The organism is Photobacterium sp. GB-50, assembly GCF_003026755.1.
In the GTDB taxonomy this organism is placed as follows: Bacteria; Pseudomonadota; Gammaproteobacteria; order Enterobacterales; family Vibrionaceae; genus Photobacterium.
The window spans coordinates 1-25,312 of sequence record NZ_PYNX01000003.1 but is presented as its reverse complement, the minus strand read 5'-3'; the positions used below and the strand labels follow the sequence as shown (position 1 = coordinate 25,312).

Annotated in this window: 22 protein-coding genes and 1 pseudogene; 16 read left to right on the top strand and 7 right to left on the bottom strand. The window is 38.9% G+C overall.

The window, feature by feature from the left end:
• Positions 1 to 47: 47 nt before the first annotated feature.
• The 4 genes from C9J41_RS05165 to C9J41_RS05150 all read right to left on the bottom strand — a co-directional run bounded on the left by C9J41_RS05165 (position 48) and on the right by C9J41_RS05150 (position 5,620).
• Positions 48 to 773, bottom strand: a complete 726-nt coding sequence (locus C9J41_RS05165; RefSeq protein WP_107207407.1) for an aldehyde dehydrogenase family protein — start codon at positions 771 to 773, stop codon at positions 48 to 50.
• Positions 763 to 3,945 (bottom strand): bifunctional proline dehydrogenase/L-glutamate gamma-semialdehyde dehydrogenase PutA, encoded by a 3,183-nt coding sequence (gene putA, locus C9J41_RS05160; RefSeq protein ID WP_107294297.1) that lies wholly within the window; start codon positions 3,943 to 3,945, stop codon positions 763 to 765. Before putA ends, C9J41_RS05165 begins: the two co-directional genes overlap by 11 nt.
• Positions 3,946 to 4,173: 228 nt before the next feature.
• The gene (locus C9J41_RS05155; protein WP_107207409.1) at positions 4,174 to 4,920 is read right to left on the bottom strand and encodes an AraC family transcriptional regulator; all 747 of its coding nucleotides are present in this window, start codon (positions 4,918 to 4,920) and stop codon (positions 4,174 to 4,176) included.
• Positions 4,921 to 5,059: 139 nt separating this feature from the next.
• Positions 5,060 to 5,620, bottom strand: a complete 561-nt coding sequence (locus C9J41_RS05150) for a hypothetical protein (RefSeq protein ID WP_158259668.1) — start codon at positions 5,618 to 5,620, stop codon at positions 5,060 to 5,062.
• 801 nt (positions 5,621 to 6,421) lie between these two features.
• Here C9J41_RS05150 and C9J41_RS05145 point away from each other — a divergent pair.
• The 15 genes from C9J41_RS05145 (at position 6,422) to C9J41_RS05075 (ending at position 20,984) form a co-directional block, all read left to right on the top strand.
• On the top strand, positions 6,422 to 7,858 hold the full coding sequence (locus C9J41_RS05145) for an aldehyde dehydrogenase family protein (RefSeq protein WP_107207411.1): 1,437 nt from the start codon (positions 6,422 to 6,424) through the stop codon (positions 7,856 to 7,858).
• Positions 7,859 to 7,870: 12 nt separating this feature from the next.
• A complete protein-coding gene (locus C9J41_RS05140) occupies positions 7,871 to 8,794 on the top strand; it encodes an acyl transferase (protein ID WP_107207412.1) in 924 nt (307 codons plus the stop codon).
• Positions 8,795 to 8,830: 36 nt separating this feature from the next.
• A complete protein-coding gene (locus C9J41_RS05135; RefSeq protein ID WP_107207413.1) occupies positions 8,831 to 9,895 on the top strand; it encodes an alkanal monooxygenase in 1,065 nt (354 codons plus the stop codon).
• Between the two features lie 48 nt (positions 9,896 to 9,943).
• On the top strand, positions 9,944 to 10,921 hold the full coding sequence (locus C9J41_RS05130; protein WP_107246550.1) for an alkanal monooxygenase: 978 nt from the start codon (positions 9,944 to 9,946) through the stop codon (positions 10,919 to 10,921).
• 22 nt (positions 10,922 to 10,943) lie between these two features.
• A complete protein-coding gene (locus C9J41_RS05125; RefSeq protein ID WP_107207415.1) occupies positions 10,944 to 11,630 on the top strand; it encodes an LLM class flavin-dependent oxidoreductase in 687 nt (228 codons plus the stop codon).
• Between the two features lie 96 nt (positions 11,631 to 11,726).
• Positions 11,727 to 12,848 carry a long-chain fatty acid--CoA ligase gene (locus tag C9J41_RS05120; protein WP_107207416.1) on the top strand — a complete coding sequence of 374 codons (1,122 nt, stop codon included), beginning with the start codon at positions 11,727 to 11,729 and terminating at the stop codon, positions 12,846 to 12,848.
• 13 nt (positions 12,849 to 12,861) lie between these two features.
• Positions 12,862 to 13,569 carry an NAD(P)H-flavin reductase gene (gene fre, locus C9J41_RS05115; RefSeq protein WP_233217699.1) on the top strand — a complete coding sequence of 236 codons (708 nt, stop codon included), beginning with the start codon at positions 12,862 to 12,864 and terminating at the stop codon, positions 13,567 to 13,569.
• Between the two features lie 126 nt (positions 13,570 to 13,695).
• Positions 13,696 to 14,355, top strand: a complete 660-nt coding sequence (locus C9J41_RS05110; protein ID WP_107207418.1) for a riboflavin synthase — start codon at positions 13,696 to 13,698, stop codon at positions 14,353 to 14,355.
• A gap of 32 nt (positions 14,356 to 14,387) precedes the next feature.
• Positions 14,388 to 15,485, top strand: coding sequence for a bifunctional 3,4-dihydroxy-2-butanone-4-phosphate synthase/GTP cyclohydrolase II (ribBA, locus tag C9J41_RS05105; protein WP_107207419.1), 1,098 nt, complete (start codon positions 14,388 to 14,390; stop codon positions 15,483 to 15,485).
• Positions 15,486 to 15,544: 59 nt separating this feature from the next.
• Positions 15,545 to 16,015, top strand: coding sequence for a 6,7-dimethyl-8-ribityllumazine synthase (gene ribE / locus C9J41_RS05100; protein WP_107207420.1), 471 nt, complete (start codon positions 15,545 to 15,547; stop codon positions 16,013 to 16,015).
• A 98-nt stretch (positions 16,016 to 16,113) separates the two neighbouring features.
• Positions 16,114 to 16,710 (top strand): GTP cyclohydrolase II, encoded by a 597-nt coding sequence (gene ribA / locus C9J41_RS05095; protein ID WP_107207421.1) that lies wholly within the window; start codon positions 16,114 to 16,116, stop codon positions 16,708 to 16,710.
• A 957-nt stretch (positions 16,711 to 17,667) separates the two neighbouring features.
• Positions 17,668 to 18,717, top strand: coding sequence for an HlyD family secretion protein (locus C9J41_RS05090; protein WP_107207422.1), 1,050 nt, complete (start codon positions 17,668 to 17,670; stop codon positions 18,715 to 18,717).
• A gap of 23 nt (positions 18,718 to 18,740) precedes the next feature.
• Positions 18,741 to 19,736, top strand: coding sequence for a DUF2955 domain-containing protein (locus C9J41_RS05085; protein WP_107294295.1), 996 nt, complete (start codon positions 18,741 to 18,743; stop codon positions 19,734 to 19,736).
• Positions 19,717 to 20,175 (top strand): MarR family winged helix-turn-helix transcriptional regulator, encoded by a 459-nt coding sequence (locus tag C9J41_RS05080; RefSeq protein ID WP_107207424.1) that lies wholly within the window; start codon positions 19,717 to 19,719, stop codon positions 20,173 to 20,175. Before C9J41_RS05085 ends, C9J41_RS05080 begins: the two co-directional genes overlap by 20 nt.
• A gap of 23 nt (positions 20,176 to 20,198) precedes the next feature.
• The gene (locus tag C9J41_RS05075; RefSeq protein WP_107207425.1) at positions 20,199 to 20,984 is read left to right on the top strand and encodes a PhzF family phenazine biosynthesis protein; all 786 of its coding nucleotides are present in this window, start codon (positions 20,199 to 20,201) and stop codon (positions 20,982 to 20,984) included.
• 64 nt (positions 20,985 to 21,048) lie between these two features.
• Here the strand turns inward: C9J41_RS05075 and C9J41_RS05070 are convergent, their stop codons facing one another.
• The 3 genes from C9J41_RS05070 to C9J41_RS05060 all read right to left on the bottom strand — a co-directional run bounded on the left by C9J41_RS05070 (position 21,049) and on the right by C9J41_RS05060 (position 23,437).
• The gene (locus tag C9J41_RS05070; protein ID WP_107246553.1) at positions 21,049 to 21,477 is read right to left on the bottom strand and encodes a VOC family protein; all 429 of its coding nucleotides are present in this window, start codon (positions 21,475 to 21,477) and stop codon (positions 21,049 to 21,051) included.
• Between the two features lie 104 nt (positions 21,478 to 21,581).
• Entirely contained in the window at positions 21,582 to 23,213 is a 1,632-nt protein-coding gene (locus C9J41_RS05065; RefSeq protein ID WP_107294294.1) for an SgrR family transcriptional regulator, read from the bottom strand.
• A gap of 17 nt (positions 23,214 to 23,230) precedes the next feature.
• Positions 23,231 to 23,437, bottom strand: coding sequence for a hypothetical protein (locus tag C9J41_RS05060; protein WP_107246556.1), 207 nt, complete (start codon positions 23,435 to 23,437; stop codon positions 23,231 to 23,233).
• 309 nt (positions 23,438 to 23,746) lie between these two features.
• Between C9J41_RS05060 and C9J41_RS05055 the strand changes: the two are divergent.
• A pseudogene (locus C9J41_RS05055) lies at positions 23,747 to 25,151 on the top strand (endonuclease/exonuclease/phosphatase family protein).
• The last annotated feature ends 161 nt before the right edge of the window (positions 25,152 to 25,312 follow it).

Genomic DNA, 25,312 nt, shown 5'->3' with positions numbered 1-25,312 from the left:
GCCTTTGTTCATGGCAAAGGCCTATTATCATATTAAGCAAGGTCTGGTCAGTCGGTTTCTCCACAACCAAGCTCTAATAACGTTGCATTACCGCCGACGGCTGTAATATTGATGGTTCTGGTACGTTCAGTGATAAAGCGTAAACAGTAACTTGGGCTACCAATGACAGGTAGATGATCAAAATCGGTTTCTGCCACTAATTGCGCTAACTGTCCGCTTCTCGCCGCTAATTGACGCGCTAAGCTCAACGCACGTTCAGCAGTACCGCTATAAGCAACTGCTGCAACCTCTTCACTTTGAATTAACGATTCAAGCTCAATGTCCTCAATAACACTAAGTACATTGGCGACACATCCTGCCGGCTCTAGCTGACTGAGAATGGCACCAGTATTTAAAGGGTGATCAGGCGATAAACACAACATAACGCTGTTACCACACACCAATGCAGTGGCGATTTGAGCAATCACCACATGGTTAGCGACGTCATCGCTTGCAGTGACAACAAATACGCCGCGTCCAACACAATAAAGCGTGTTACTTTCACCTGTTGGCCCTGGCATTACTTGCATTTCAGCCACCATTTCCAGTGCATTATTACACTGAAAATTCACCATCATCGCAGATTGATTATCTAGCGATTTTGCCCAGCGGCGTAGAATAGCGATTCGCGTTTCAAAGTCCAGATCATTCCATACCGAAAACGCAAAAATGCTACTTTGTAGTGATTTTTGTAATTGCGGAGATAACGCCATTAACTGTGAATTATTTTTCATCGTTTGCTCCTTCCATCTCACATTGATGAGTAACATTGATTGGCGCAATCGTTGACTGCATAAAACGATACAAATAATGAGGCCCGCCCGCTTTTGGCCCTGTACCTGATAACCCTCGACCACCAAAAGGCTGGACGCCAACAACGGCGCCCACTTGATCGCGATTGATATAACAATTACCGACTTTGGCGCGTGACGCTATTTCACTATAGGTACGCTCATTTCGACTATGTATTCCCATTGTTAAACCAAATCCTGTTTGATTAATTTGATTAACGACTTGATCAATCTCGCTCGCCTTAAAACGCACAATATGCAGAATTGGGCCAAAGTGCTCTTGCTCTAATAGGTTAATATGTTTAATTTCAATGGCCGTCGGCGGAACAAAATCGCCATTCGCACAGCTTTCTGACAGCGGCGTTTGGCAAATCAATCGTGCTTGGTTTTTTAACGATTCAATATGAGTAAGCAGCTTTTGCTTTGCCGCACGATCAATGACAGGCCCCACATCGGTAGCATGTAATTGCGGATCCCCAACCTTAAGTTCAGCCATCGCCCCTTTGATTAACGTGATCACACGTTCGGCAATATCTTGCTGAATAAAGAGGACGCGTAATGCTGAGCAACGTTGACCGGCAGAGGCAAACGCGGAACGTAATACATCACGTACGACTTGTTCCGGTAGTGCTGTACTATCAACGATCATTGCATTTTGACCGCCCGTTTCGGCAATGAATGGGACTGGCGCACAATCACGTGCCATTAAGGTACGATTAATCAATTGCGCTGTGGGTGTAGAACCTGTAAAGGCGATACCAGCAACACGCTCATCTGACGTCAACTGATGGCCTATCTCACGCCCCAATCCTGTTACGACTTGAATAACACCTTGTGGAATGCCAGTAAGCAGTAGTAATTCAATAGCACGACAAGCAATTAATGAGGTTTGCTCTGCAGGTTTCGCCACGACGGTATTACCTGCAACTAAAGCGGCACATACTTGACCTAAGAAAATGGCTAACGGGAAATTCCAAGGGCTAATACAAACAAAGACACCTCGTCCTTGATAGGTCATCTCTTGATCGACACCATCAAAGCTAGTGATGCGTTTAGGCTTAGCAAAATTAGTTTGTGCCTGCTCTGCGTAATAACGACAAAAATCTACCGCTTCACGAATTTCATCAATGGCATCGTGGATGGTTTTACCTGCTTCACGGTGACACAACGCCACTAATTCTGCTTGATGTAATTCAAGTTTATCGGCCAATAGCAATAAGTAATTTGCACGCTCGCTTGCAGAACGTTGTGACCAATCAGCAAAAGCGTCATGGGCAGATGCCATTGCGGTATCCACTTGTGATGATGTGGCATAGTTCAGTTCACCCACCACTTCCCCACGATCATAAGGTGCCGTCACACAAACTCGCTCGGCAGCTAAAATAGCCTTTGGTTTTCCATTCAAAATAGGCGAGGCTTTCCACCTCACCTTATCAAAGGCACGTACCGCCTGATGAAATGGCTGCCACTGTGATTCAATATCAATATTAATACTTGATGAGTTTTTACGTTCAGCGCCAAAAATATCTATCGGTAATGGGATCAAGCTATTGTTCAATGTCTTACGTTGCTTAAGCACATCAACAGGGTGTTGTGTGAGATCGGCAATTGGACAATTCGCATCAACTAAGCGATGAACAAACGAACTATTGGCACCATTTTCTAATAAACGACGAACAAGGTATGGCAGTAAGTCTTTATGGCTTCCCACTGGTGCATAAATACGTACCTGTGTTTTATGCATATCCATCACATGGTTATATAGCGCATCTCCCATGCCATGCAGGCGTTGGAATTCAAAGTAAGAATGCTTCGCCATCGCGACAATAGCACTGATCGTGTGAGCATTATGAGTCGCAAATTGTGGGTAGATCAGCCCTTTTAAAGGCTCAGATAGTAGAAATCTCGCACAGGCTAAATAAGAGCTGTCTGTCGCTTCTTTACGAGTAAAAACTGGGTAGCCATTGAAGCCTGCTTGCTGACAAAGTTTCAGTTCACTATCCCAATAGGCGCCTTTTACTAATCGAAGTGGAATCACATCACCTTGTTGTTTAGAAAGGGCAGCAAGCCACGCTAATACAGGTAGAGCACGTTTCGAATACGCTTGTACAACTAAACCGAAACGCCCCCAACCTTTTACTTCTTTTGCGCGATACAGTTTTTCAAATAGCTTTAATGATAATTCTAATCTGTCTGCTTCTTCAGCATCAATCGTGATCCCAACGTTATGCTCGCGGGCAAAAATTAATAGCTCAAGTACGGAATGGTACATTTCCTCTAACACACGCGCTTCATTGGCGACTTCGTAACGAGGATGCAAAGCAGATAACTTAATGGATACGGTAGGATCTGATGATTGACCAGCCGATTGAGCTGAAATGGCACTATTGACCTTGCCTACCGCTTTAATCGCCGTTAGGTAGTCTTGGTAATATTTTTCGGCATCTTGAGCGGTGAGTGCCGCTTCACCTAGCATGTCGAATGAATAAGTAAACCCTTGCTCTCGTTTAGGTTTGCCGTTTTTCATCGCCTCAGAAATATCTCGCCCTAGAACAAATTGATGCCCCATGATTTTCATCGCTTGGTGCATAGCTTGTCTGATCATTGGCTCTGACATTTTATTAACCAAGCGGTTAATTACATTCGTAGGTGTACCGTCTTGTTTTGCATCTAACGTTACTACTTTCCCTGTTAGCATGAGCCCCCATGTTGAGGCATTCACAAATAATGAATCAGAGTTTTTAAGGTGAGATTTCCAATCAGCAACACTTAATTTATCGCGAATTAGGGCATCAGCAGTAGCCGGATCAGGAATACGCATCAGTGCTTCAGCTAAGCACATTAATAAGATCCCTTCTTTGGTCTCTAGGCTATATTCCAATAGCAGTGCGTCAATCATTTGCACCGCATTTTTATCGGCACGGACACGAGCAATAAGCTCACTGGCTTGCGCTGCACTATACGTACGTTCTTCATCGGTAGGTTCTGCTAAGGGTAGCAACTGTGTTAACCACTCAGACTCATCAACAGCATACAGTGGTGAAATTAATGCCCATAATTGAGCTAACGGCTTCTCTATAAAGGAAGAATGGAGTACATCAACGGCTTTAAACATCAGGTTTCCTCTATGGCATCTCAGTGAGATGATAATAAACAACACTGTCATGTTATTAATCTGTTATTGCCTGTAGATAGTATGGATAAAATTTTATCTCGTCTTATGAATTCCTACGGGATGTTTTATTTTTTCTCCAACAATGAATAATACGAGATCTCACACATAAAAAAGCGCTATATAGTTAACCCATATAGCGCGATATTACTGCTAAGTGCTACTTATAACTTATTGAATAAAGAACTGATATCGTATGGGAGATGTCCCGTATAGACGGCGAAAAGCTTGACTAAAGCTGCTTTGACTTGAGAATCCGCATAATTGTGCAACTTCCGATAACGGTTTTTGAGTTTCTGCAATCAATTGCTTTGCTAACTCTAATCGTTTTCGCAATACATATTGATGTGGCGTTATCCCCATTTGCTTTCTAAATAAGACATAAAATTGGCTTTGTGCTAAAAAAGCAATGCTGGATAGATCAGCCACTGAGATCTTCTTCTGAATATTCTGCTGGATATAACTATCAATAAGCGCCATATTTAGACGTGTTACTTTTTTTTCATCAAAGCTCATTAAGCTACGATTAATTAAGCACTGTAAGGTGTTACTGATCGATTGTGATAACACACTATCCTGAGCATGTTCTTTTAATTCAATCGCTAACAATGAAATAAGCTGATGAGTACGTGCATCTAAGCTGAAATTGCCATTACTGAACTGTTCCACATCAGTCATTGATATCAATGGTGGTAAATTCATCACTAAAACTTGGTTGTTAGGTCCGCCACAAAAACCATGGTTAACATTGGCATTAATTCGGCATCCCATACCAGAAGAAAGACAAAGTGAACTATCTTCTATCGACAGTTCACTTTGCCCCATTAATCCTATAATAATCTGAGGATAATCATGATGATGGTATGTTTTTGATTCGTCTAACGTTTCGACATGGAATGTCGGCATTTTTTTTTCCATACACCACCTCCTTTTTTTGTACACCACAAAGTATGTGGTACTTATATACTGCGCCAACTGCTTTAAAATAAAACAAATAAGCGCATTAAAATAAGCGCATTAAAATAATGCGCTTATATTTAATAGCAGAATTTAATCACTACCATTCATTTAAAATTTCAACGTTCACTTTCACGTCTTTTTTTAACATCGCAAGGTTAGTATTGGCTAGTAAATCACGAGGGTAATGCAATGTAATAACACTGTTTGACATATCAGTGATCGGCGAAGAAACGCCATCGATACCAATGTCGTCTTGTACCATTAAGTTTTCAGATAACGATTTAGGAATATCAATAAATACTGAAAAACCCGCTTCATCCTCTTCTACCCCAGTCACTAATGCCGTGCTTTTAATGTTCCCTGTTAATCCGCCACGACCAACCACTTCACCAAATTTAGGGTGGATCTCAAGATTTACCTGATCACCTTCCTTTAAACTCTCAAATGTTGTCGTACCCAATGCTTGGTCAATATCAAAGTACACCGTATCGTTTAAAATACGCACGACAGTCAAGGAGCAACCATTTACTAACATTACAGTATCTATGTCAACAAGCTCAATCATACCCTCAGGGAATACAATACCATGTCGTTGACTATCTTCACTTTTTGATATGGATTTAATAACACCACGACCTTGAACAATACCTCTAAACATCAATGTCTCCTTTTCTAGACTCTTATATTTTTTCTTAATGTATGCCAATAGATTCATCAAGAGTTTAGTAATTTGAGATTAAAATACAAATAAAGCACAAGATTTTTTTTAATATCATCACAAAAATTTAAATATAGAAATATAATTCACACACTTGTATTAATTATAAATCACCAATAACATTAAAATGGGAAATATCAATATCACCCATTTATCACACCGCTTTTTTTACACATTTAAATATCAGAGCATGATAACCCCCTCAACCCCACAACATGCACACTAAGCAAAAATAAACCCCAACAAAACATATAGTTAATAAAAAACAAAGCAATAAAAAGCAGTGATTATTGGCAAAATATTGCTTTTTTATTTACTTGTAGCAATATTTATCCCCACAAATACAAACCTATCAACAAACAAAAAATGAAATACATTTTAATTCGATAAATATCGGAGTAAAAATAAAAAAAAACAAAAAAAAATAAAATTTCAACGATAAAAAAACACAAATAAACATACCTAAACTCACTCCGTAAAAATATTAAAAACCAAGAAATGAGCAATTATTGACCAAAAAAAAGACGGAAAAAATGTCGAAAAAGCTAGACATAATAGATGTGGATATGAAGAGTTAAAAATAATTGTTTTTATAGTGTGATCAAAATCTCGAATATTTATAAACAAATAAAAATCAACTTACATGGTAATAATTATTCATCTAGCCTTATTTTTGTTCCTAAGGGGCATTAACGCATCCCTAAAAGGAATAGAATTTAACAGCATGTTAACGGAGATTGCATGATTAAGAAGATCCCATTGATTATTGGAGGCGAAGTTCGAGACACGTCAGAACATGAAGTCCGCGAACTTACGCTTAACAATAACACCGTCAATGTACCTATCATTACAGACATTGATGCTGAGGCGATCACCTCACTAAAAATAGAAAATAACTTAAATATCAACAAGATAGTTAACTTCTTGTATACTGTAGGGCAAAAATGGAAGAGTGAAAACTATAGCCGTCGCCTTACTTATATTCGCGATCTAGTCAAATTCATGGGCTACTCTCCTGAGATGGCAAAACTAGAAGCGAACTGGATTTCGATGATCCTATGTAGCAAAAGTGCGCTGTATGACATTGTTGAAAATGATCTCAGTTCTCGCCATATCGTTGATGAATGGCTCCCCCAAGGTGATTGCTATGTCAAGGCGCTGCCAAAAGGCAAGTCTATCCATTTATTAGCGGGTAACGTTCCGCTGTCTGGTGTGACATCTATCCTGCGCGCTATTCTAACTAAAAACGAATGCATCATTAAAACATCGTCTGCTGATCCATTTACCGCAACCGCACTGGCTTCAAGTTTTATTGATACCGATGCCGACCACCCAATAACTCGATCTATGTCAGTCATGTATTGGTCACATAGTGAAGATATCACTATTCCACAAAAAATCATGAGCTGTGCAGATGTGGTTGTGGCTTGGGGGGGTAACGATGCAATCAAATGGGCAACAAAACATACCCCAGCACACGTTGATATTCTTAAATTTGGTCCAAAGAAAAGTATTTCGATTGTTGATAACCCAACAGATATTAAAGCAGCTGCCATTGGTGTTGCTCACGACATCTGTTTTTATGATCAACAAGCTTGTTTCTCTACCCAAGATATCTATTACATGGGTGACAATATCGATACTTTTTTTGCAGAGCTAACTCAGCAATTAAACATCTATAAAGACATACTGCCCAAAGGCGATCAATCTTTCGATGAAAAGGGCGCATTTTCTTTAACAGAAAGAGAATGTTTATTTGCCAAATATAAAGTGCAAAAAGGTGACGAGCAGTCTTGGTTATTAACGCAATCTCCAGCGGGTTCATTCGGTAATCAACCATTATCTCGTTCTGCGTATATTCATCACGTGAAAGATATTTCGGAAATTACTCCCTATCTTCAAAATAATGTAACCCAAACAGTTTCAATTACACCATGGGAAGCATCATTTAAATATAGAGATACATTAGCGGCACACGGTGCGGAACGTATTATTGAATCAGGTATGAATAATATATTTCGAGTGGGTGGCGCACATGACGGTATGCGTCCACTTCAGCGTCTTGTTAAATATATTTCACATGAAAGACCATCGACTTATACCACTAAAGATGTCGCAGTCAAAATAGAACAAACGCGTTACCTAGAAGAAGATAAATTCCTCGTTTTTGTACCATAAAAGAGAAATATTATGAACAATACTCAAACCTCAGCACCTATTGATCACGTTATTAACCTAGGTGATAATCGTCACATCCGAGTATGGGAAACTCTGCCTAAAAATCAAGAGGTTAAGCGCAATAATACGATTGTTATTGCAGCTGGTTTTGCCCGTCGAATGGACCATTTCGCTGGCCTTGCTGAATATTTAGCAAATAATGGTTTTCATGTTATTCGTTATGATTCATTAAATCATGTTGGCTTAAGTAGTGGTGAAATTAATCAGTTTTCTATGTCTGTTGGCAAACAAAGTTTATTAACAGTCATTGATTGGCTAAATGATCGTGGTATTAATGAAATTGGACTAATTGCTTCAAGTCTTTCTGCTCGTATTGCCTATGATGTTGCTACTGAGATTAAATTATCATTCCTCATTACGGCTGTTGGTGTTGTTAATTTAAGAAGCACACTTGAGAAAGCACTTGATTATGATTATCTACAAATGGAAATTAATGATATCCCTGAAGATTTAAATTTCGAAGGTTATAACTTAGGCTCAAAAGTCTTTGTGACTGACTGTTTTGATAATAGTTGGGATACTTTAGATTCAACAGTAAATAAAACTAAAGATCTAGATATTCCTTTTATTGCCTTTGTTTCAAATGGCGATAATTGGGTCTGCAAAGAAGAAGTGAAACACTTAATCGGAAATATCAACTCAGATAAAACCAAAATTTACTCATTAATTGGTTCATCACATGATTTAGGTGAGAACCTGATCGTCCTGCGTAATTTCTACCAATCGGTAACCAAAGCCGCAATAGGCTTAGACAGTGAAGTACTCGATTTAGCGGACGATATTAGTGAACCAAACTTTGAAGATCTCACCATTATTACAGTTAATGAACGTCGTTTAAAAAATAAAATTGAAAACGAAATGTTCGCTAGCGCTTAAACCAATACATATTTTATTCATTAAAAGGAAAATATAATGAAATTTGGCAATATTTGTTTCTCATACCAGCCACCAGGTGAATCTCATAAAGAAGTCATGGATCGCTTTGTTCGACTTGGCGTTGCTTCAGAAGAATTAAACTTCGATACCTTCTGGACGCTTGAACACCATTTCACTGAATTTGGCCTAACCGGTAACCTATATGTTGCTTGTGCCAATATTCTTGGTCGTACCAAAAAACTCAACGTTGGCACAATGGGTATCGTACTTCCAACAGCTCACCCTGCCCGTCAAATGGAAGATCTAATGCTACTGGATCAAATGTCAAAAGGTCGTTTTAACTTTGGCGTAGTCCGTGGTTTATACCATAAAGATTTCCGGGTATTCGGTGTTACGATGGAAGATTCCCGTTCGATCACTGAAGATTTCCATAAAATGATCATGGACGGCTCAAAATCAGGTGTTTTACACACTGATGGTAAAAATATTGAATTCCAAGATGTAAATGTCTATCCAGAAGCCTACTCAGACAAAATCCCTACTTGTATGACAGCCGAATCTGCCGCGACAACAACTTGGTTAGCAGAACGTGGTTTGCCTATGGTGCTAAGTTGGATCATCACGACCAGCGAGAAAAAAGCACAGATGGAACTGTACAATGAAATTGCAACTGAACATGGTCACGATATTAAGAATATCGACCACAGTATGACCTTCATCTGTTCTGTTAATGACGATCAAGAAAAAGCAGAAAGTGCATGTCGTGACTTCTTATCAAACTGGTATGACTCTTACACAAATGCGACAAATATCTTTAAAGACAGTAACCAAACTCGTGGCTATGACTACCACAAAGGTCAATGGCGTGACTTTGTATTACAAGGCCATACCGATAGCCGCCGTCGTCTTGATTACAGTAATAACCTTAACCCTGTTGGCACACCTGAAAAATGTATTGAAATCATGCAACGCGATATTGATGCAACAGGGATCAAAAATATTACCCTTGGTTTTGAAGCAAACGGTTCAGAGCAAGAAATCATTGCTTCTATGGAACGCTTTATGACACAAGTGGCACCATACCTAAAAGATCCGAAATAAACCACTAGATTTAACATCTTGAATTAAATGATAAATAAGGAAAATAACATGAATTTTGGATTATTCTTTCTAAACTTTCAGCTTAAAGGTATGACATCTGAAGACGTACTCGACAACATGATCAACACTGTTGCATTGGTCGATAAAGACGAGTACCACTTCAATACCGCTTTCATTAACGAACACCATTTTTCTAAAAACGGTATCGTAGGTGCTCCTATAACAGCTGCAAGTTTTTTACTCGGTTTAACCGAACGTCTTCATATTGGTTCATTGAATCAAGTTATCACAACTCACCATCCGGTACGTATTGCAGAAGAAACAAGCTTGCTTGATCAAATGTCTGATGGACGTTTTATTCTAGGATTAAGTGATTGTGTTAATGATTTCGAGATGGACTTCTTTAAGCGCCAACGCGATAGTCAACAACAGCAATTTGAAGCTTGTTATGACATTTTAAATGATGGTATTACTACTAACTACTGTCATGCTAATAATGACTTTTATAACTTCCCAAAAATCTCTATCAACCCACACTGTATTAGTAAAGAAAACCTAAAACAGTATATCTTAGCTACAAGTATGGGCGTGGTTGAGTGGGCAGCGATCAAAGGCCTGCCGCTGACTTACCGCTGGAGTGACACCCTAGCTGAAAAAGAAAATTACTATCAACATTATTTAGCTGTCGCGGCTGAAAATAATGTCGATATTACTAATATTGATCACCAATTCCCATTACTTGTTAATCTAAATACAGATAGCGATATTGCTAAACAAGAAATGCGTGACTATATCCGCGATTATATTGCAGAAGCTTACCCAAATGCAGATCAAGAAGAAAAAATTGAAGAGCTAATTAAGCAACACGCGGTAGGTACAGAAGATGAATATTATGACTCCACTAAATATGCTTTAGAAATAACAGGTTCAAAGAATGTATTGTTATCTTTTGAATCTATGAAAAATAAAGCAGCTGTCATCGACCTTATTAATATGGTTAATAACAAAATCAAGAAAAATCTATAATAATAAGTCTCAGGATAATAAAATGACAAAATGGAATTATGGCGTCTTCTTCCTTAATTTTTATCATGTAGGACAGCAAGATCCATCATTAACCATGAATAATGCGTTAGAAACATTACGTATTATTCATGAAGATACATCCATCTATGATGTTGTTGCATTTAGCGAATACCACATAGATAAAAGTTATCATGATGAAACGAAACTAGCTCCACTTGTTAGTATTGGTAATAACGTTCATATTTTAGCCACCAGCAACGAAACCGTTGAAAAAGCAGCTAAATATGGGGTGCCACTTCTGTTTAAGTGGGATGATAACCAAAAAAAGCGCATTGATTTATTAAAACATTACGAGACAACCGCGGCTAAGTTTAATATCAATATCACCGATATTCGTCATCGATTAATGTTATTTATCAATGTGAATGAGAACCCAACGCAAGCCAAAGCTGAGCTAAGCATTTACTTAGAAAATTACCTCTGTTACACCCAAGCAGAGGCATCGATTGATGAAATCATCAATAGTAATGCGGCAGGAAATTACGATACGTGCTTATCTCACGTTGTTGATATTGCTCAAGGTTTAGATAATAAAGTCGATTTCTTATTTTGTTTTGAATCAATGAAAGTTCAAGAGGATAAAAAATCATTAATGATTAATTTTGATAAACAAGTTATCAATTATCGAAAAGATTACAATCTTAACTAATTAAGTTAATTTAAATTAAGACTTCGCCAATCATTGTCATTATAAATGGCAGTGTGATTTATTACACTGCCATTATTTTTTTTATTAAGGTTTAATATGACTACATTATTAAATGTTGATACTAACGATATTATTGTTAGTTCAGAACTTGATGATATTATTTTCTCATCATCACCACTTAACTTAACCTATGATGAACAAGAAAAATTAAAGCAGAAATTTATAATGGAATCATTCCACTACCATTATAAAAATAATGAAGATTACCGTTATTATTGTAATGCCCAAGGTGTAGACGAAAAAATTACATCAATCGATGATATTCCGGTATTCCCTACTTCGATGTTCAAATACGCTAAGCTACATACTGCCGATGAAGCTAATATTGAAAATTGGTTCACCAGTAGCGGCACAAGTGGAATAAAAAGCCATATTGCCCGTGATCGCCAAAGCATCGAACGCCTGCTTGGCTCTGTAAATTACGGCATGAAGTATCTAGGTGAGTTCCATGAACACCAACTAGAGCTAGTTAATATGGGACCTGATCGCTTCAGCGCCAAAAATGTTTGGTTCAAATATGTCATGAGCCTAGTTGAATTGTTATACCCAACGACGTTTACAGTAGACGAAGATGAAATTGATTTTGAACAAACCATCACGTCGTTAAAGGCTATTCAACGTAAAGGAAAAGGCATTTGTTTAATTGGCCCTCCATACTTTATTTATTTATTAGCGCTTTATATGAAAGAGCACAACATTGAATTTAATGCTGGCGCTCACATGTTCATCATCACTGGTGGCGGCTGGAAAACAAAACAAAAAGAAGCACTTAATCGTCAAGATTTTAATCAGTTATTAATGGAAACTTTCAACCTTTTCCACGAAAGCCAAATTCGTGACACCTTTAACCAAGTAGAACTAAATACTTGCTTCTTTGAAGATAACCGCCAACGCAAACATGTTCCACCATGGGTATATGCTCGTGCACTTGATCCTGTCACTATGACGCCTGTTGAAGATGGTCAGGAAGGCTTAATGAGCTACATGGATGCATCATCGACGAGTTACCCAACCTTTATTGTTACAGACGATATTGGCATTGTGCACAACATCAAAGAGCCCGATCCACACCAAGGAACAACCGTGGAAATTGTTCGCCGTTTAAATACCCGTGAACAAAAAGGCTGTTCATTATCGATGGCGACCAGCTTGAAATAAGTAGCAGGACTGAATGATGATTTTTAATTGCAAAATTACAAAAATTGAAGCATCTGATAGCCATGTTTTTAAAGTGTTTATCAAACCAGACCAATGCTTTCAATTCAAAGCCGGGCAATACGCTATTATCTATTTGAATAATAAACAGCTGCCTTTTTCTATTGCTAACAGCCCAAACTGTAATGAATTAATTGAATTGCATGTTGGCGGCTCAGTCAAAGAAACTGCTATAGAAGCAATTTCGTATTTTAACGATGCGTTTATTCATCAAACCGAGTTTAAGATAGATTCGCCACATGGTGATGCTTGGTTACGTGATGAAAGTGAATCGCCACTGCTACTTATCGCTGGCGGCACAGGCTTATCATATATCAATAGTATCCTTCATCATTGTATTGACAAGCAACTATCACAACCTATCTACCTTTACTGGGGTGTGAACAATCGCCAATTGCTTTATGCAGATCAAAAACTTAAGTCATTAGAAGCCCAGCTTCCCAATGTGAAATATGTGCCCGTTGTCGAGCATGTACACACAGAGTGGGACGGTAAAATCGGCAATGTTATTGATGCTGTAATGGATGATTTTGCCGACTTATCTGAATTTGATATTTATGTTTGCGGGCCATTCGGTATGAGCCGAAATGCAAAAGATATTTTTACAACTCAGAAAAAAGCCAATGTCGGGAAAATGTATTCTGATGCGTTTAGTTATATGTAGTTAAAAATCGTTCATATCATTACTGATGGTTTTTATCTAAATCAGTCATTACTCATTATATTTACTCTATTTATTGGGTAACAGTTGGCTTGCACCTGATAAATAGAGTTTTTTTGTAGGTATAGTATGTTCACAGGAATAATAGAAGCAATTGGAAATATCAGCGCCATTATTCGTAATAATGACGATATTTCAATGGTTATCAATACCAATAAGCTTGATATTTCGGACGTAAAACTTGGTGATAGCATTGCTAGTAATGGCGTTTGTTTAACCGTATCTAAATTAACTCCAACTGGGTTTGTTGCCGATCTTTCAAAAGAGACGTTAAAGCGTACCGCATTTCACAGCTACCACGTCGGACAAAATATCAACCTAGAAAAAGCCATGTTACCCACTACACGCTTAGGTGGTCATATTGTTTCCGGACATGTTGATGGTATTGGCGACATTATTGAATTAAAGCAAAAGGGTCGCACCATTGAGGTTTGGATAACTGTACCAATACACCTGAAGAAGTTTGTTGCAGAGAAAGGTTCAATTTGTATTGATGGAACGAGCTTAACCATCAATGCTGTCTATCAGAATGTCATTAAATTAACCATTATTCCTCATACGTTAACCAATACAACACTTGCTAATGCAACCATTGGTCAAAAGGTCAATATTGAAGCTGATATGGTGGCACGTTACCTCGAACGATTAGTCAGCATTGATAAACAAGAATCCAAAAAAAACACTAACGTCTCTATGTCTTTATTAGAGAAGCACGGTTTTATCGTATAACTCATTTACGCTGTTGATAAAAAGGACCAGTTATGACTTTAAGTAGCGCCCAAGAAATCATTAATGATATCCGTCAGGGGAAAATGGTTATCTTGATGGATGATGAAAATCGTGAAAATGAAGGCGATCTGATCATTGCCTCTGAAATGATTACTCCCGAAGCGATTAATTTCATGGCAACACATGGGCGTGGGTTGATCTGCTTAACGTTAACCAAAGATCGCTGTAAAACGTTAAATTTACCGCTAATGGTACAAAATAATCACGATAAATTCTCAACTGCATTTACCGTTTCAATAGAAGCCGCCACCGATGTTACGACAGGGATCTCTGCCAGTGATCGTGCGAAGACAGTACAAGCAGCAGTTGCTCCTAATGCCAGTGCTGATAATATTGTTTCGCCGGGGCATATTTTTCCATTAATGGCGCAAGATGGTGGCGTATTAATTCGTGCCGGTCACACTGAAGCAGGCTGTGATGTTGCACGCTTAGCAGGGCTTGAAGCCTCTAGTGTTATTGTGGAAATTCTTAATGAAGACGGCACAATGGCACGCCGACCTCAACTTGAAGTGTTTGCGCAAAAGCACAATTTAAAGCTGGGGACAATTGCCGATTTAATCGAGTATCGAACCCAACTAGAAAGTCATATTGAACGTTTATCAGAGAGTGAATTATGCACTGAATATGGTGTGTTCAACTTGATCACCTACCGTGACACCATTGACAATCAACTCCATTACGCCTTATGTAAAGGTGATATTAACCCTGATACTGAAACCTTAGTCCGTGTGCATGTCAAAGATACACTGAAAGATATTTTACATACTGGCGCCACACAATGGTCCCTACAAGCGGCCATGCAGCGTATTCAAGCCGACGGTGGCGTATTAGTGATCATCAGCCAAATAGAACCCTCTACGATGATCATCAATCAAGTAAACCAGTTAGCTTCAGAGCACCAAGCGATTGCTCCCTTGCCTACCACACCGCAGTCCCGACAAATTGGTTTAGGATCGCAAATTTTATCTGAACTAGGGCTACGCAAAATTCGTTTACTGTCTTCACAAAACCAACAATATCGTTCTTTATCAGGATTTGATCTTGAGGTTGTTGAATATATTTGTAACTAGTAAACACTCAAATGTTATTGATTCATCGTTCGTTTTTATAAATACACTTAGGAAGCTTCATGAATATTATTGAAGGTGCGATCACAGCACCCCACGCAAATGTTGTCATCATCGTTTCTCGTTTTAATAGTTTTATCAATGACAACCTATTGTCTGGTGCATTAGATGCCCTACAACGCCAAGGTCTTGTTAAAGAAACCAATATTACCATTGTACATTGTCCAGGGGCTTATGAGCTGCCTTTATTGGCTCAACAACTTGCGAAACAAGGTAGTTATGATGCCATCATCGCTTTAGGTTCTGTGATTCGTGGCGGTACTCCACATTTTGAATATGTTGCAGGTGAATGTAATAAAGGTTTAGCGCAAGTTGCATTAGAACATCAAATTCCGGTCGCGTTTGGTGTCCTTACGGTAGATTCCATCGAACAAGCCATTGAACGTGCTGGAACAAAAATGGGAAATAAAGGCGCAGAAGCCGCCCTCAGTGCACTCGAAATGATCAACGTGTTAGCAGAGATAGAACCTTAGATACCTTATCTTCACACATTATGATGGCTATTATACCTACTGAATCATAGCCATTTTCCTTCCAAAGTAATTAACTCAAATAGAAGTACGAGGATATTATGGTCACAGTAAGAGCCCGAGTTCCTTTTAAAATAGGGCAACGAAGTGATATCCCTGCTGAATTATTGTCATTTCATGGCTTTAACTCAGGTAAAGAACACGTCGCAATTATTTTTAAACAAGCAGATACAGCGGCAAGCGTTCCTTTAGTTCGTCTGCACTCTGAATGCTTAACCGGTGATGTTTTTCATTCTTCTCGCTGTGATTGTGGTGAGCAGCTCAATGAAACGATAGAAAAAATGCGCCAATCTGGTGGGATTCTTTTGTATCTACGTCAAGAAGGCCGTGGGATTGGTTTATACAATAAACTCGATGCTTATCAATTACAAAGCCAAGGCATGAATACCTATGAAGCAAATAACCATTTAGGTTTTGATGATGATCTTCGTGATTTCAAGGAAGCCGCCGACGCATTACACGCACTGGGTATCAACAAAGTCCGCTTAATTACCAATAATCCTAAAAAAGTTAAAGACTTATCTCAACATAATATTCAGATAGTAGAAGTGATTAAGACTCAAGTACACATCAAAGAAGGTAATCAAGAATACTTACAAGCAAAAGCCTTATACGGTCATCACAACTTATCTTTATGACAATTCACACTTACCTTTACTCGCCATACGCATCGAGATTTCGCTCCTAACTATTACGCCATTTAACATACTAAAATTGTCATGTTAAATGGCAAAAAAACAACCACCTTAAACAACCACAGTTCAGAGTTACCCACTGAATTTGTGGATAACATTTATTTTAAGTTTATTTTCAATATCTTATAATTTTCAATAGGAAGAGTTAATAATTATTGTAATTTTATGAATTATTAATAAGTCGCTAAACATAAAAAGCCGCACTATTGCAGTGCGGCTTGGTGTTGCTATTAGTGTACTTACTCGGCACACCAATATTGTTACGCTTCGCCACTCATTACGTTGAGCTTGCCGTGTCCCACAATATTTGTGCGGACCGCTATATATTGGCGAAGAAGCAAATTTTTAAAAGGTGTCACTTACCAAATTGTTAACAACTAAGTAGTCACTTAGAAGCTTTTACATGTGTAGCTTTTACGTATGTAGCTTTTACGTGTGTAATTTTTACGGTGTTACTTTGTTGCTCTTACATGTATTACTTTGTCTACTTTTCACATGTTGCGCGATGCAACTGAGTGACTACCAATAACGGGTCTAAGAGGTCTATTAATAATCACTGATACCTGTATCCGTGAGTCTTTAAAAACAGCTCCAATCCTCCGTAAGCTCGAGTAACTATCTCAATACAGGTTAAGTTAAATATGGTAGATAAACGCCAATTAGGCAAATTCACATATAGAAAAAAATGCAAAAATAAACTCAAACGCTATTAACGTCCTATTTATAAAACAAATTACCCAATTAAATATAGCAGCTAGAATCCTATTTATTACGCCCCCACACTCAAAAACTCCTCTTTCAACACCATCATTAAAATAAATAACATTAATTAATGTTGCACATACAACATTACTAAGTATACAATCGCCTCATAGTTTTGTTGTATAGGTAACAAAAGTGATGAAAACGAACATTTACTCTATTCTCTTATATACCGTAATCGGCTTCGCTTTATCATTATCAGCTTTCCTTTTAATGGCTGATAATGTGTCGCCATTTACCACACAAGCCACTTTCTATAAATCAGTGGTGAACATTGCTCCTGAAGTATCAGGAAATATCACCCATGTTTATATCAGTAACGGTCAACACGTTAATGCTAACCAACCTTTATTTTCTATTGATCCAAAGCCTTATCAAATTGCAGTCGATCAAGCACAAGCCGAATTGCAACAAGCAAAAGAAGCCAATATAGGAACATGGCAGCAACTCGTCGCTGCACAGCAAGTGGTACTACAGAAAAAAACATTGTGGAAAAATGCGCAAATTAAATTGGATCGCTACCAAGCATTAAGCCGTAAAGGGTTAACGACCCAACAAGAGCTTGATGATGCGATCAGTACTGCTGATGTCGCTAAAAGTGCTATTTCTGCCGCACAAGCTGATGTGCTAAAAATCAAAGCGACACTATCAGGTAAGGAAAACACCGCAGCCGTTGAACTCGCACAAGCAAAATTAGCACGCGCTGAATGGGATTTATCCAATACTACAGTTGTTGCACAGACAGCTGGCACTGTGAGCAATTTACAATTAGATGCAGGGACTTATGTTAATAAAGGCACTCCGATCCTTTTTCTTGTTAATGCAAAAAATAGTTGGCTAAGTGCGGACTTTAACGAAAAAGGCATTGCCCATTTACAACCTAAAAATCATGTATTGATCAGTTTTGATTCTCAACCAGGCCGAGTATTTAAAGGCGAAATAGAAAATCAAGATCGCGCTATTTTTGATGCGAGTAACCCATTAACACAACTATCAACCGTTACCAATGACTCACGCTGGATCCGTGAACAGCAAAAAATCCGTACTCGTATTGCTGTCAATGTACCGCAGCAAGATGTGATTTCAGGCTCTCGCGCAAGTGTCATTGTACTTAATGGTAATCCCGTATTAGATGTGCTCAGCAATGCTTGGATCCATGTCATCGCCCTGTTCCGCTACATCTACTAAGAAACCACTCAGGTGAGCAAAATATGAAACAGTTAATCAGTACAGATGCACTACGTACTAGCTTGATTGTGTGTATCTGTATGATGTTCGGAAAGCTTTTCCATGTAAATTCACATGTTTACTTTGCTTTATTTCCGATCATCATCGCAACGAAAGTAAAAGACTACAGTTGGAAAGGATTGAGCAAAACATTCGCCTTAGTGTTGCTATCCGCTTACTGTGCGGTTTTCGTGTCTGAAGTTTTTAGTGATCACCCTTTTATTATTTGGACGATCAGTATCGTACTGTTCGATCAACTAAGAAAACGGGCAGATTCTCCCGCTAAAGTGGGCGCGCTATTTATGCCGACGATTAACTGGATTTTAAATATTGTCTTTGCGCTACATACCAACATGGATATGCCGCAACGTTTACACGAGGTAGGGTTAGCAATTGTGGTTAGTATCTGTGTAACCAAGCTGTTTTTTTGGCTACTACCACCGAAACCAAAATCGGGCTTTTTCAAACCGAAATCTACCCCCGTCACCGCTCAGCAACGCTTGATATCAGTGAGCTTGATTGGTTTAGGACTGGGTTTTTTAATGATTGTCAATCTCATTTCTGGCGCATTTTGTATGGTGCCAGTCATTGCAGCAGCAACCCAAACGAGTCGAGAAGCATATTTAAAAATCGTTAAATCACGCTTTATTACTCAAGTCGGTGGATGTGCCATTGCGGCGATATTTATGTTACTTATCGCTGGTTATCAAAGTGATATTATTGTTTATGGTTTAGGATTATTTGCACTGATTTACATGATCAGTCACAAAATTTATACCGATGAAGGGCCACACCAAGAGTTACATCCCGATATTTTGCTCGCAACCATGCTACCAATCCAACTTTATATGACCAACAGTGAGTTAGGATTAAGTAGTACTTTCCTTCGAGGATGGGAACTTAGCTGTACTTTAGGTATATTGGCTCTGTTTTATTTTATTACTACGGCGAAGAAACGTCATGTCACAGAACTACACTGATATCCCTTCTCTTAATGAGAGTGTCTCTTTTACGATGGGATTAGCCTACAAGCAATTTCGTAGTATTGCCAATTCAGCCTTGGCGACGGAATTTGATATTACGTTAGAAATGTTAGGTGCACTACGCGTGCTCAGTTATTTGGGCGAAGTGCCGCAGCAAGCTGTCTCCGATGCACTACACCGTGAACGTTCAGTGACTAAACGTTTAATCGATAACTGTATTAAACGTGACTTAATCACCGTGCATAAATCAGAGCAAAACAAAAAAGCCCGCTATCTTGTGATTACTGATAAAGGTAAAGATATCGAGCAAAAAGCCACCGTATGTATTGCTAATCTCAATCAAGACTTCTTTGCGCCACTCACAAATGAAGAACGCGAACTTTTATTTAAAATTAACAAAAAATTGATCCGACAAGACATACTGGTCAATTCTTAACGCACACGCAGGATAAACACGATATGGATATTTTCGTTGTCGATACTTTTACCGACCAACATTTCAAAGGCAATTCTGCGGCAATCATGCCCGTTGCCACTTTTCCAGACGTCTCATTAATGCAGCGTATTGCTGCTGAAAATAACCTGTCTGAAACGGCGTTTATTAAACCAACGGGCGATAATACTTATGCGATCCGTTGGTTTTCTCCTCTGACTGAAATTGACTTTTGTGGTCATGCAACGCTTGCCTCTGCCTTTGTTCTGTATCAGTTTTACCAGCTTAAAGGCGAGATCACTTTTACCACAGAGCAAGTTGGCACACTGACAGTAAAACAAGCCCCAAATGGCAATATTGAAATGAACTTCCCTTGCCAACCTGGTGAAGACGTTGAACCACCAGCCGCCTTACTCAAGGGATTATCTATTACGCCCACCAAGGTGCTAAAAAATCGCCAGGCCTATATTGCTGTTTTACCCAATGAACAAGCAGTACAAAATGTGGTTTGCGATGCAGAGCAGCTTAAACAGCTCGCCCCTCACGATATCGTTGTCACTGCACAATCGACACAATACGATTTTGTGTCTCGTTATTTCTGGCCAGCCAATGGCGGTTATGAAGATCCAGTGACAGGTTCAATCCACACAGCTTTAGCGCCATATTGGGCTAAACAGCTTGGTAAACGAGAATTAACCGCTTACCAAGCCTCACAACGAGGTGGGGTTTTACAGTGTAAAATGATCGATAATGATCGCATTATTATTGCCGGATCAGCGGTTTTATATCTGCGTGGAAAGGTATACTTATAGCGCTTGTATTCAATCTATAAAGGAGAGCAGGCGCTCTCCTTTCTTGTCTTATTTCATTTCGCCATTATTGGCTGTAATCGTTTCTAAGTGCACGATCATCGGTCAAATATTCAATAAACTCGATCTCTAAATTGTTATCATCGATAAAATAAGCACTGCGACGATAGGGATGCTCTGCACTCCAATGATCCACTTCATAACCGGCACTTTTCAGCTTTGCAACCGCATCATCAATACGTTCAACCACAATACCAACATGCTTAATGCCTGATGCATTTCCCTGCCAATCAGGCACCTGACCTTCCCCCCCAGATCCTATCGCCACATAGCTCTCTTGATCGCCAATGTGATACCAATGCATTGGTTGACCAAACCAGTTATCAATTTTCCCTTCCCCGCGAATCGTCCATTCAGGTAACGCTGTTAATAAAAAATGAATCGTTTTTTCGGGCTGAGAGACTTTGATATTGATGTGCTCTACATATCCTTTCATTGTTTTTTCCTTCTTTTTTGAAAATATGTAAGCACTCTAATTCCTCAAGTAAACTTGAGGTCAAGAAGAAATAATGATGTATTGATTACTCAATAACTCGTTGATTAATATTTAGCGATCAGACTTTCCATTGACGCAGTGACATCCGATTTCACTTTCATGGGTTTGATCCAAAGCTTAGAGAAATCGCACCACCCATTGGCATTGATCTCCACACCTCGTATTTGCTCTGGTACCGAGAGGGTTAATCCTTCACGCTTTATTTCAAATAAAATATGCTGTTGCTCTAACCACGTCATTACGTGACTAATCAGTGCTTGTTGACGTAACACATCCACTTCAATACGGATCGCAGCGATCTGCTGTTGTAAATAATCTTGCTGGGTAAAGGTCAATACCGATGCCCAGTGCGGATATAACGTTAAAAAAGCAAACCAACTGGTGTACTTGTTATCTTCCTTTCTTATTCCTAAAATCGACACATCAACGCCATCAAGAAACTGACCAAACTTTACTTCTTTCGTCTGCAATATTTCAGGCTTATCAAAATAGGACATTAACTGTTTTGAATACTCTCGACATTCTCGATTATTCTCATGACTTATCGTATAAACAGGGTATTTTTTACCGGCTTGATTATGATCGCCTAAAAATGCCGCTGCTAGATTTTGTTTAACGTCTTGCGTTTGTAATTGCTTATTTGTAATCAAGCAATAAAACGATCCGACATAATCACAGGCCGTCTCATACACGTTTAAACTGTCATTTAAAAAGAAAAAGTTCTGATAACACTTCTTTCTTTCTGCCCAACTCTCGTGGATCCAAAATTCAATTTTCTCAATTAATGCTGATGTACGGTTATATTGTGAAAAGCGTTGCAAGCGTAATAGTTTGTTCGAATTTACGGCTAACAAGAAAGGTCCCGAGCCAATGGCTCTAAAATGTGATTCATTAGCAAATACGAACTGTTTTGGCATGATCGCGGTTTCAGCACGACACAGTAATTTAATAAAAAGAGGATCTGGGGTAGATAAATGAATTTCAACCACATCAAAAGAAACAGCAATAACCTTTTCGATATGATCATACAATCGTTGCCATTGCGCTGAATGGATAAGCCCTTTAAAACTTGCAACAACATCATCTGCCGTCAGAACAGATAAATCATGAAACAGGGTTTCAGGCCGAAGATAGAAAGTCCAAACGGTATGATTGCTATTACTTTCCCAAAAATGAGCAAGATTACCTGTCAGCTTATTCGCTTTATCTTCAACTAACGTTTGGTAAACCTCAGAGATAAAGTGGCGCTCAGTACGCTCGGTAATAAAATGGGGATGTAACGTTTTCATACAACGATGAAAAGGCGCCAGGATCGTGTTGTGTTTCTCTGTCACCGCTTGTGATAAATATTGCCATAAGCCAGCGGCGGTATCTCGTCCATTAAACCCTACCAGCTTATAAACCAAATCGAGATTGCTGTTGTCATTCGCTTTATCAATCTCTTTGTGGCACGCCTGTATCGGTTCCTGTAAACAATTGAGGATCCCTTTATTACCTCGCCCCACAGTCGGAGACCAGGTTAACCAACCTAATGTTGTCATTTGATTTAATAAGGTTCTCGCATGACGCTCACTGCAATGAAGGTAAGCGGCGATCTCTACAATAGTGACCTTGCTTTTACCAGGACCGACACGATTAAATATATTTTCATATAGTTCCAGTTTTCGTCGGCTCATACAGAGAGATCCTTACATTACTTTAGATAATTATCATTAAACTTCTTTTGCTGGCTAAGCGTTAATGGTCTGGCTTTAGAAAACTGATCTGAGCCAAAAATAGTGTTCAGCCTTTCTAATCGCTGTGCAGGACTAATATATATCAAACGAGCAAGCCATCCTGTTTTTTTATCGTGACGTTTTGATGAGTTAATAATTTCTTTAATTTGGTTATAAAATTTCATGATTTAGCTCCTGTTATTTGATGATTTTATTTTAGGAGCTTTACGCCATTTAAAAACGGAACAAAAAAAGAGACTGTTCCGGTTTTAAACGACACAAAATATTTATCTCTTTAAGTATTCGAAGACGCACATACTATCCCCCCTCACAACATTTTTGAGATACCGAGCATATTTTAAGAAAATACAAAGCAAATCATTACTACCGATTACATATTATCGTGCTCCTATCACACTTATTTATCACTAAATAGGTACTATGCTGCTCGAGACTTTACCGCCTAAATTCCTTTCAACAATATGGATTATTGAATGAAACTAATTAAGACTCTTGCTGCTGTTGCTATTTCATCTGCTCTTCTTACAGGCTGTGTATTTGAGAGCAATAATGATGTTATCCCTGTTAACGAAGTTTCTATTGCTACATTTAACTTATCATTCGATCGTTTTACGTTTGAACAACTGATCGATGAAATGCAAACCACACCTTCAGAGCAACAAACATTAGTCGATGGGTTTAATGCAAATACGCTAAGTGAAGACGACAAAGCGAAAGCACTAAAGATTATTCAAATCAGAAACGTTGCTGCCATTATTCAAAACCAACGCCCTGATATTATTTTACTGGCTGAATACAATAACGATGGTACAGGCGATGATCTTACCGCTTTAAATGGATTCCAAGATAACTACTTAGCGGTAGGACAAAGCCTAAATAGCATTGATGGTGGTGACACCCTATCACCAATTCACTATCCATTTGCCGAGAGCTATGCAACAAATACAGGCTTAATGAGTGGTTTAGATCTTAATAACGACGGTAAAGTAAATAGCGGCCCAAATGATGCTTGGGGCTTTGGTCAATACCATGGTCAGTATGCCTTTGCGCTCATGTCTCAATTTAAAATTGATAATGCTAATACCCGTACATTCCAAACTTTTAAGTGGAAAGACTTACCAACAGCAACGAACCCAACCATTACTAACTGCAACGAACCCAACCATTACTAACTGCAACGATGAGAAAAATAAAATTCCTGCAGGTATGAGTTGTGGTGATAGTTGGTACACCGATGCTGAATGGAATCAAGTACGTTTATCATCGAAAAACCATGTTGATGCTCCAGTTATAATTCCGACATCATCAGGCGAGCAAGTGGTGCATATTTTAATGTCGCACCCAACGCCACCGGTATTTGACACAGTGACTGAAAACAATAAACAAAAAAACCGCGATGAAATTCAGTTCTGGACAGATTACATTGATGGTGCAGAGTTTATTTATGATGACAAAGGCACAAAAGGCGGTTTAGCTGATAATGCCAAGTTTGTTATTGTGGGTGATCTTAATGCCGATCCTGAAGCGGGTGACGGTTTTATCGAAACCATTGATACCCTATTAAAGCACCAGCGTGTGAATCAAGAAGCCACTAATGGTGCTTACGTTCCGACAAGCTTTGGTGCTGAATACTGCTTCCCAAGTGGTGAATGTCGCCAAGATAACCCACACCCAGAGCGCATAACCAGTACGTTTGGTTTACAAGTGGATCACGCTATCCCATCAAGTAATCTAAACATTGTTGATTCTGGTGTTTACTGGCCAGCACCGAATGAAGCTGGATACTTACTGATGAACGATGAACGCATTGGTAAAGGAAAAGGCAAAGATATTTCTTCCGACCACCGTATGGTGTGGCTAAAGGCAAGCTTTAACTGATTCGCCCTTTATTTAAAAAGCCGATCATAAGATCTAATGCCGTTCGGATAAGCATCATCGTTTATACCTAAACGGGTACTTGGATGGCACAAAGAGGACTGAACGTGGAAACGTTCGGTCCTTTCTTTTGTCCGGCAGAATAAAGTGACTGACGGCCTCAC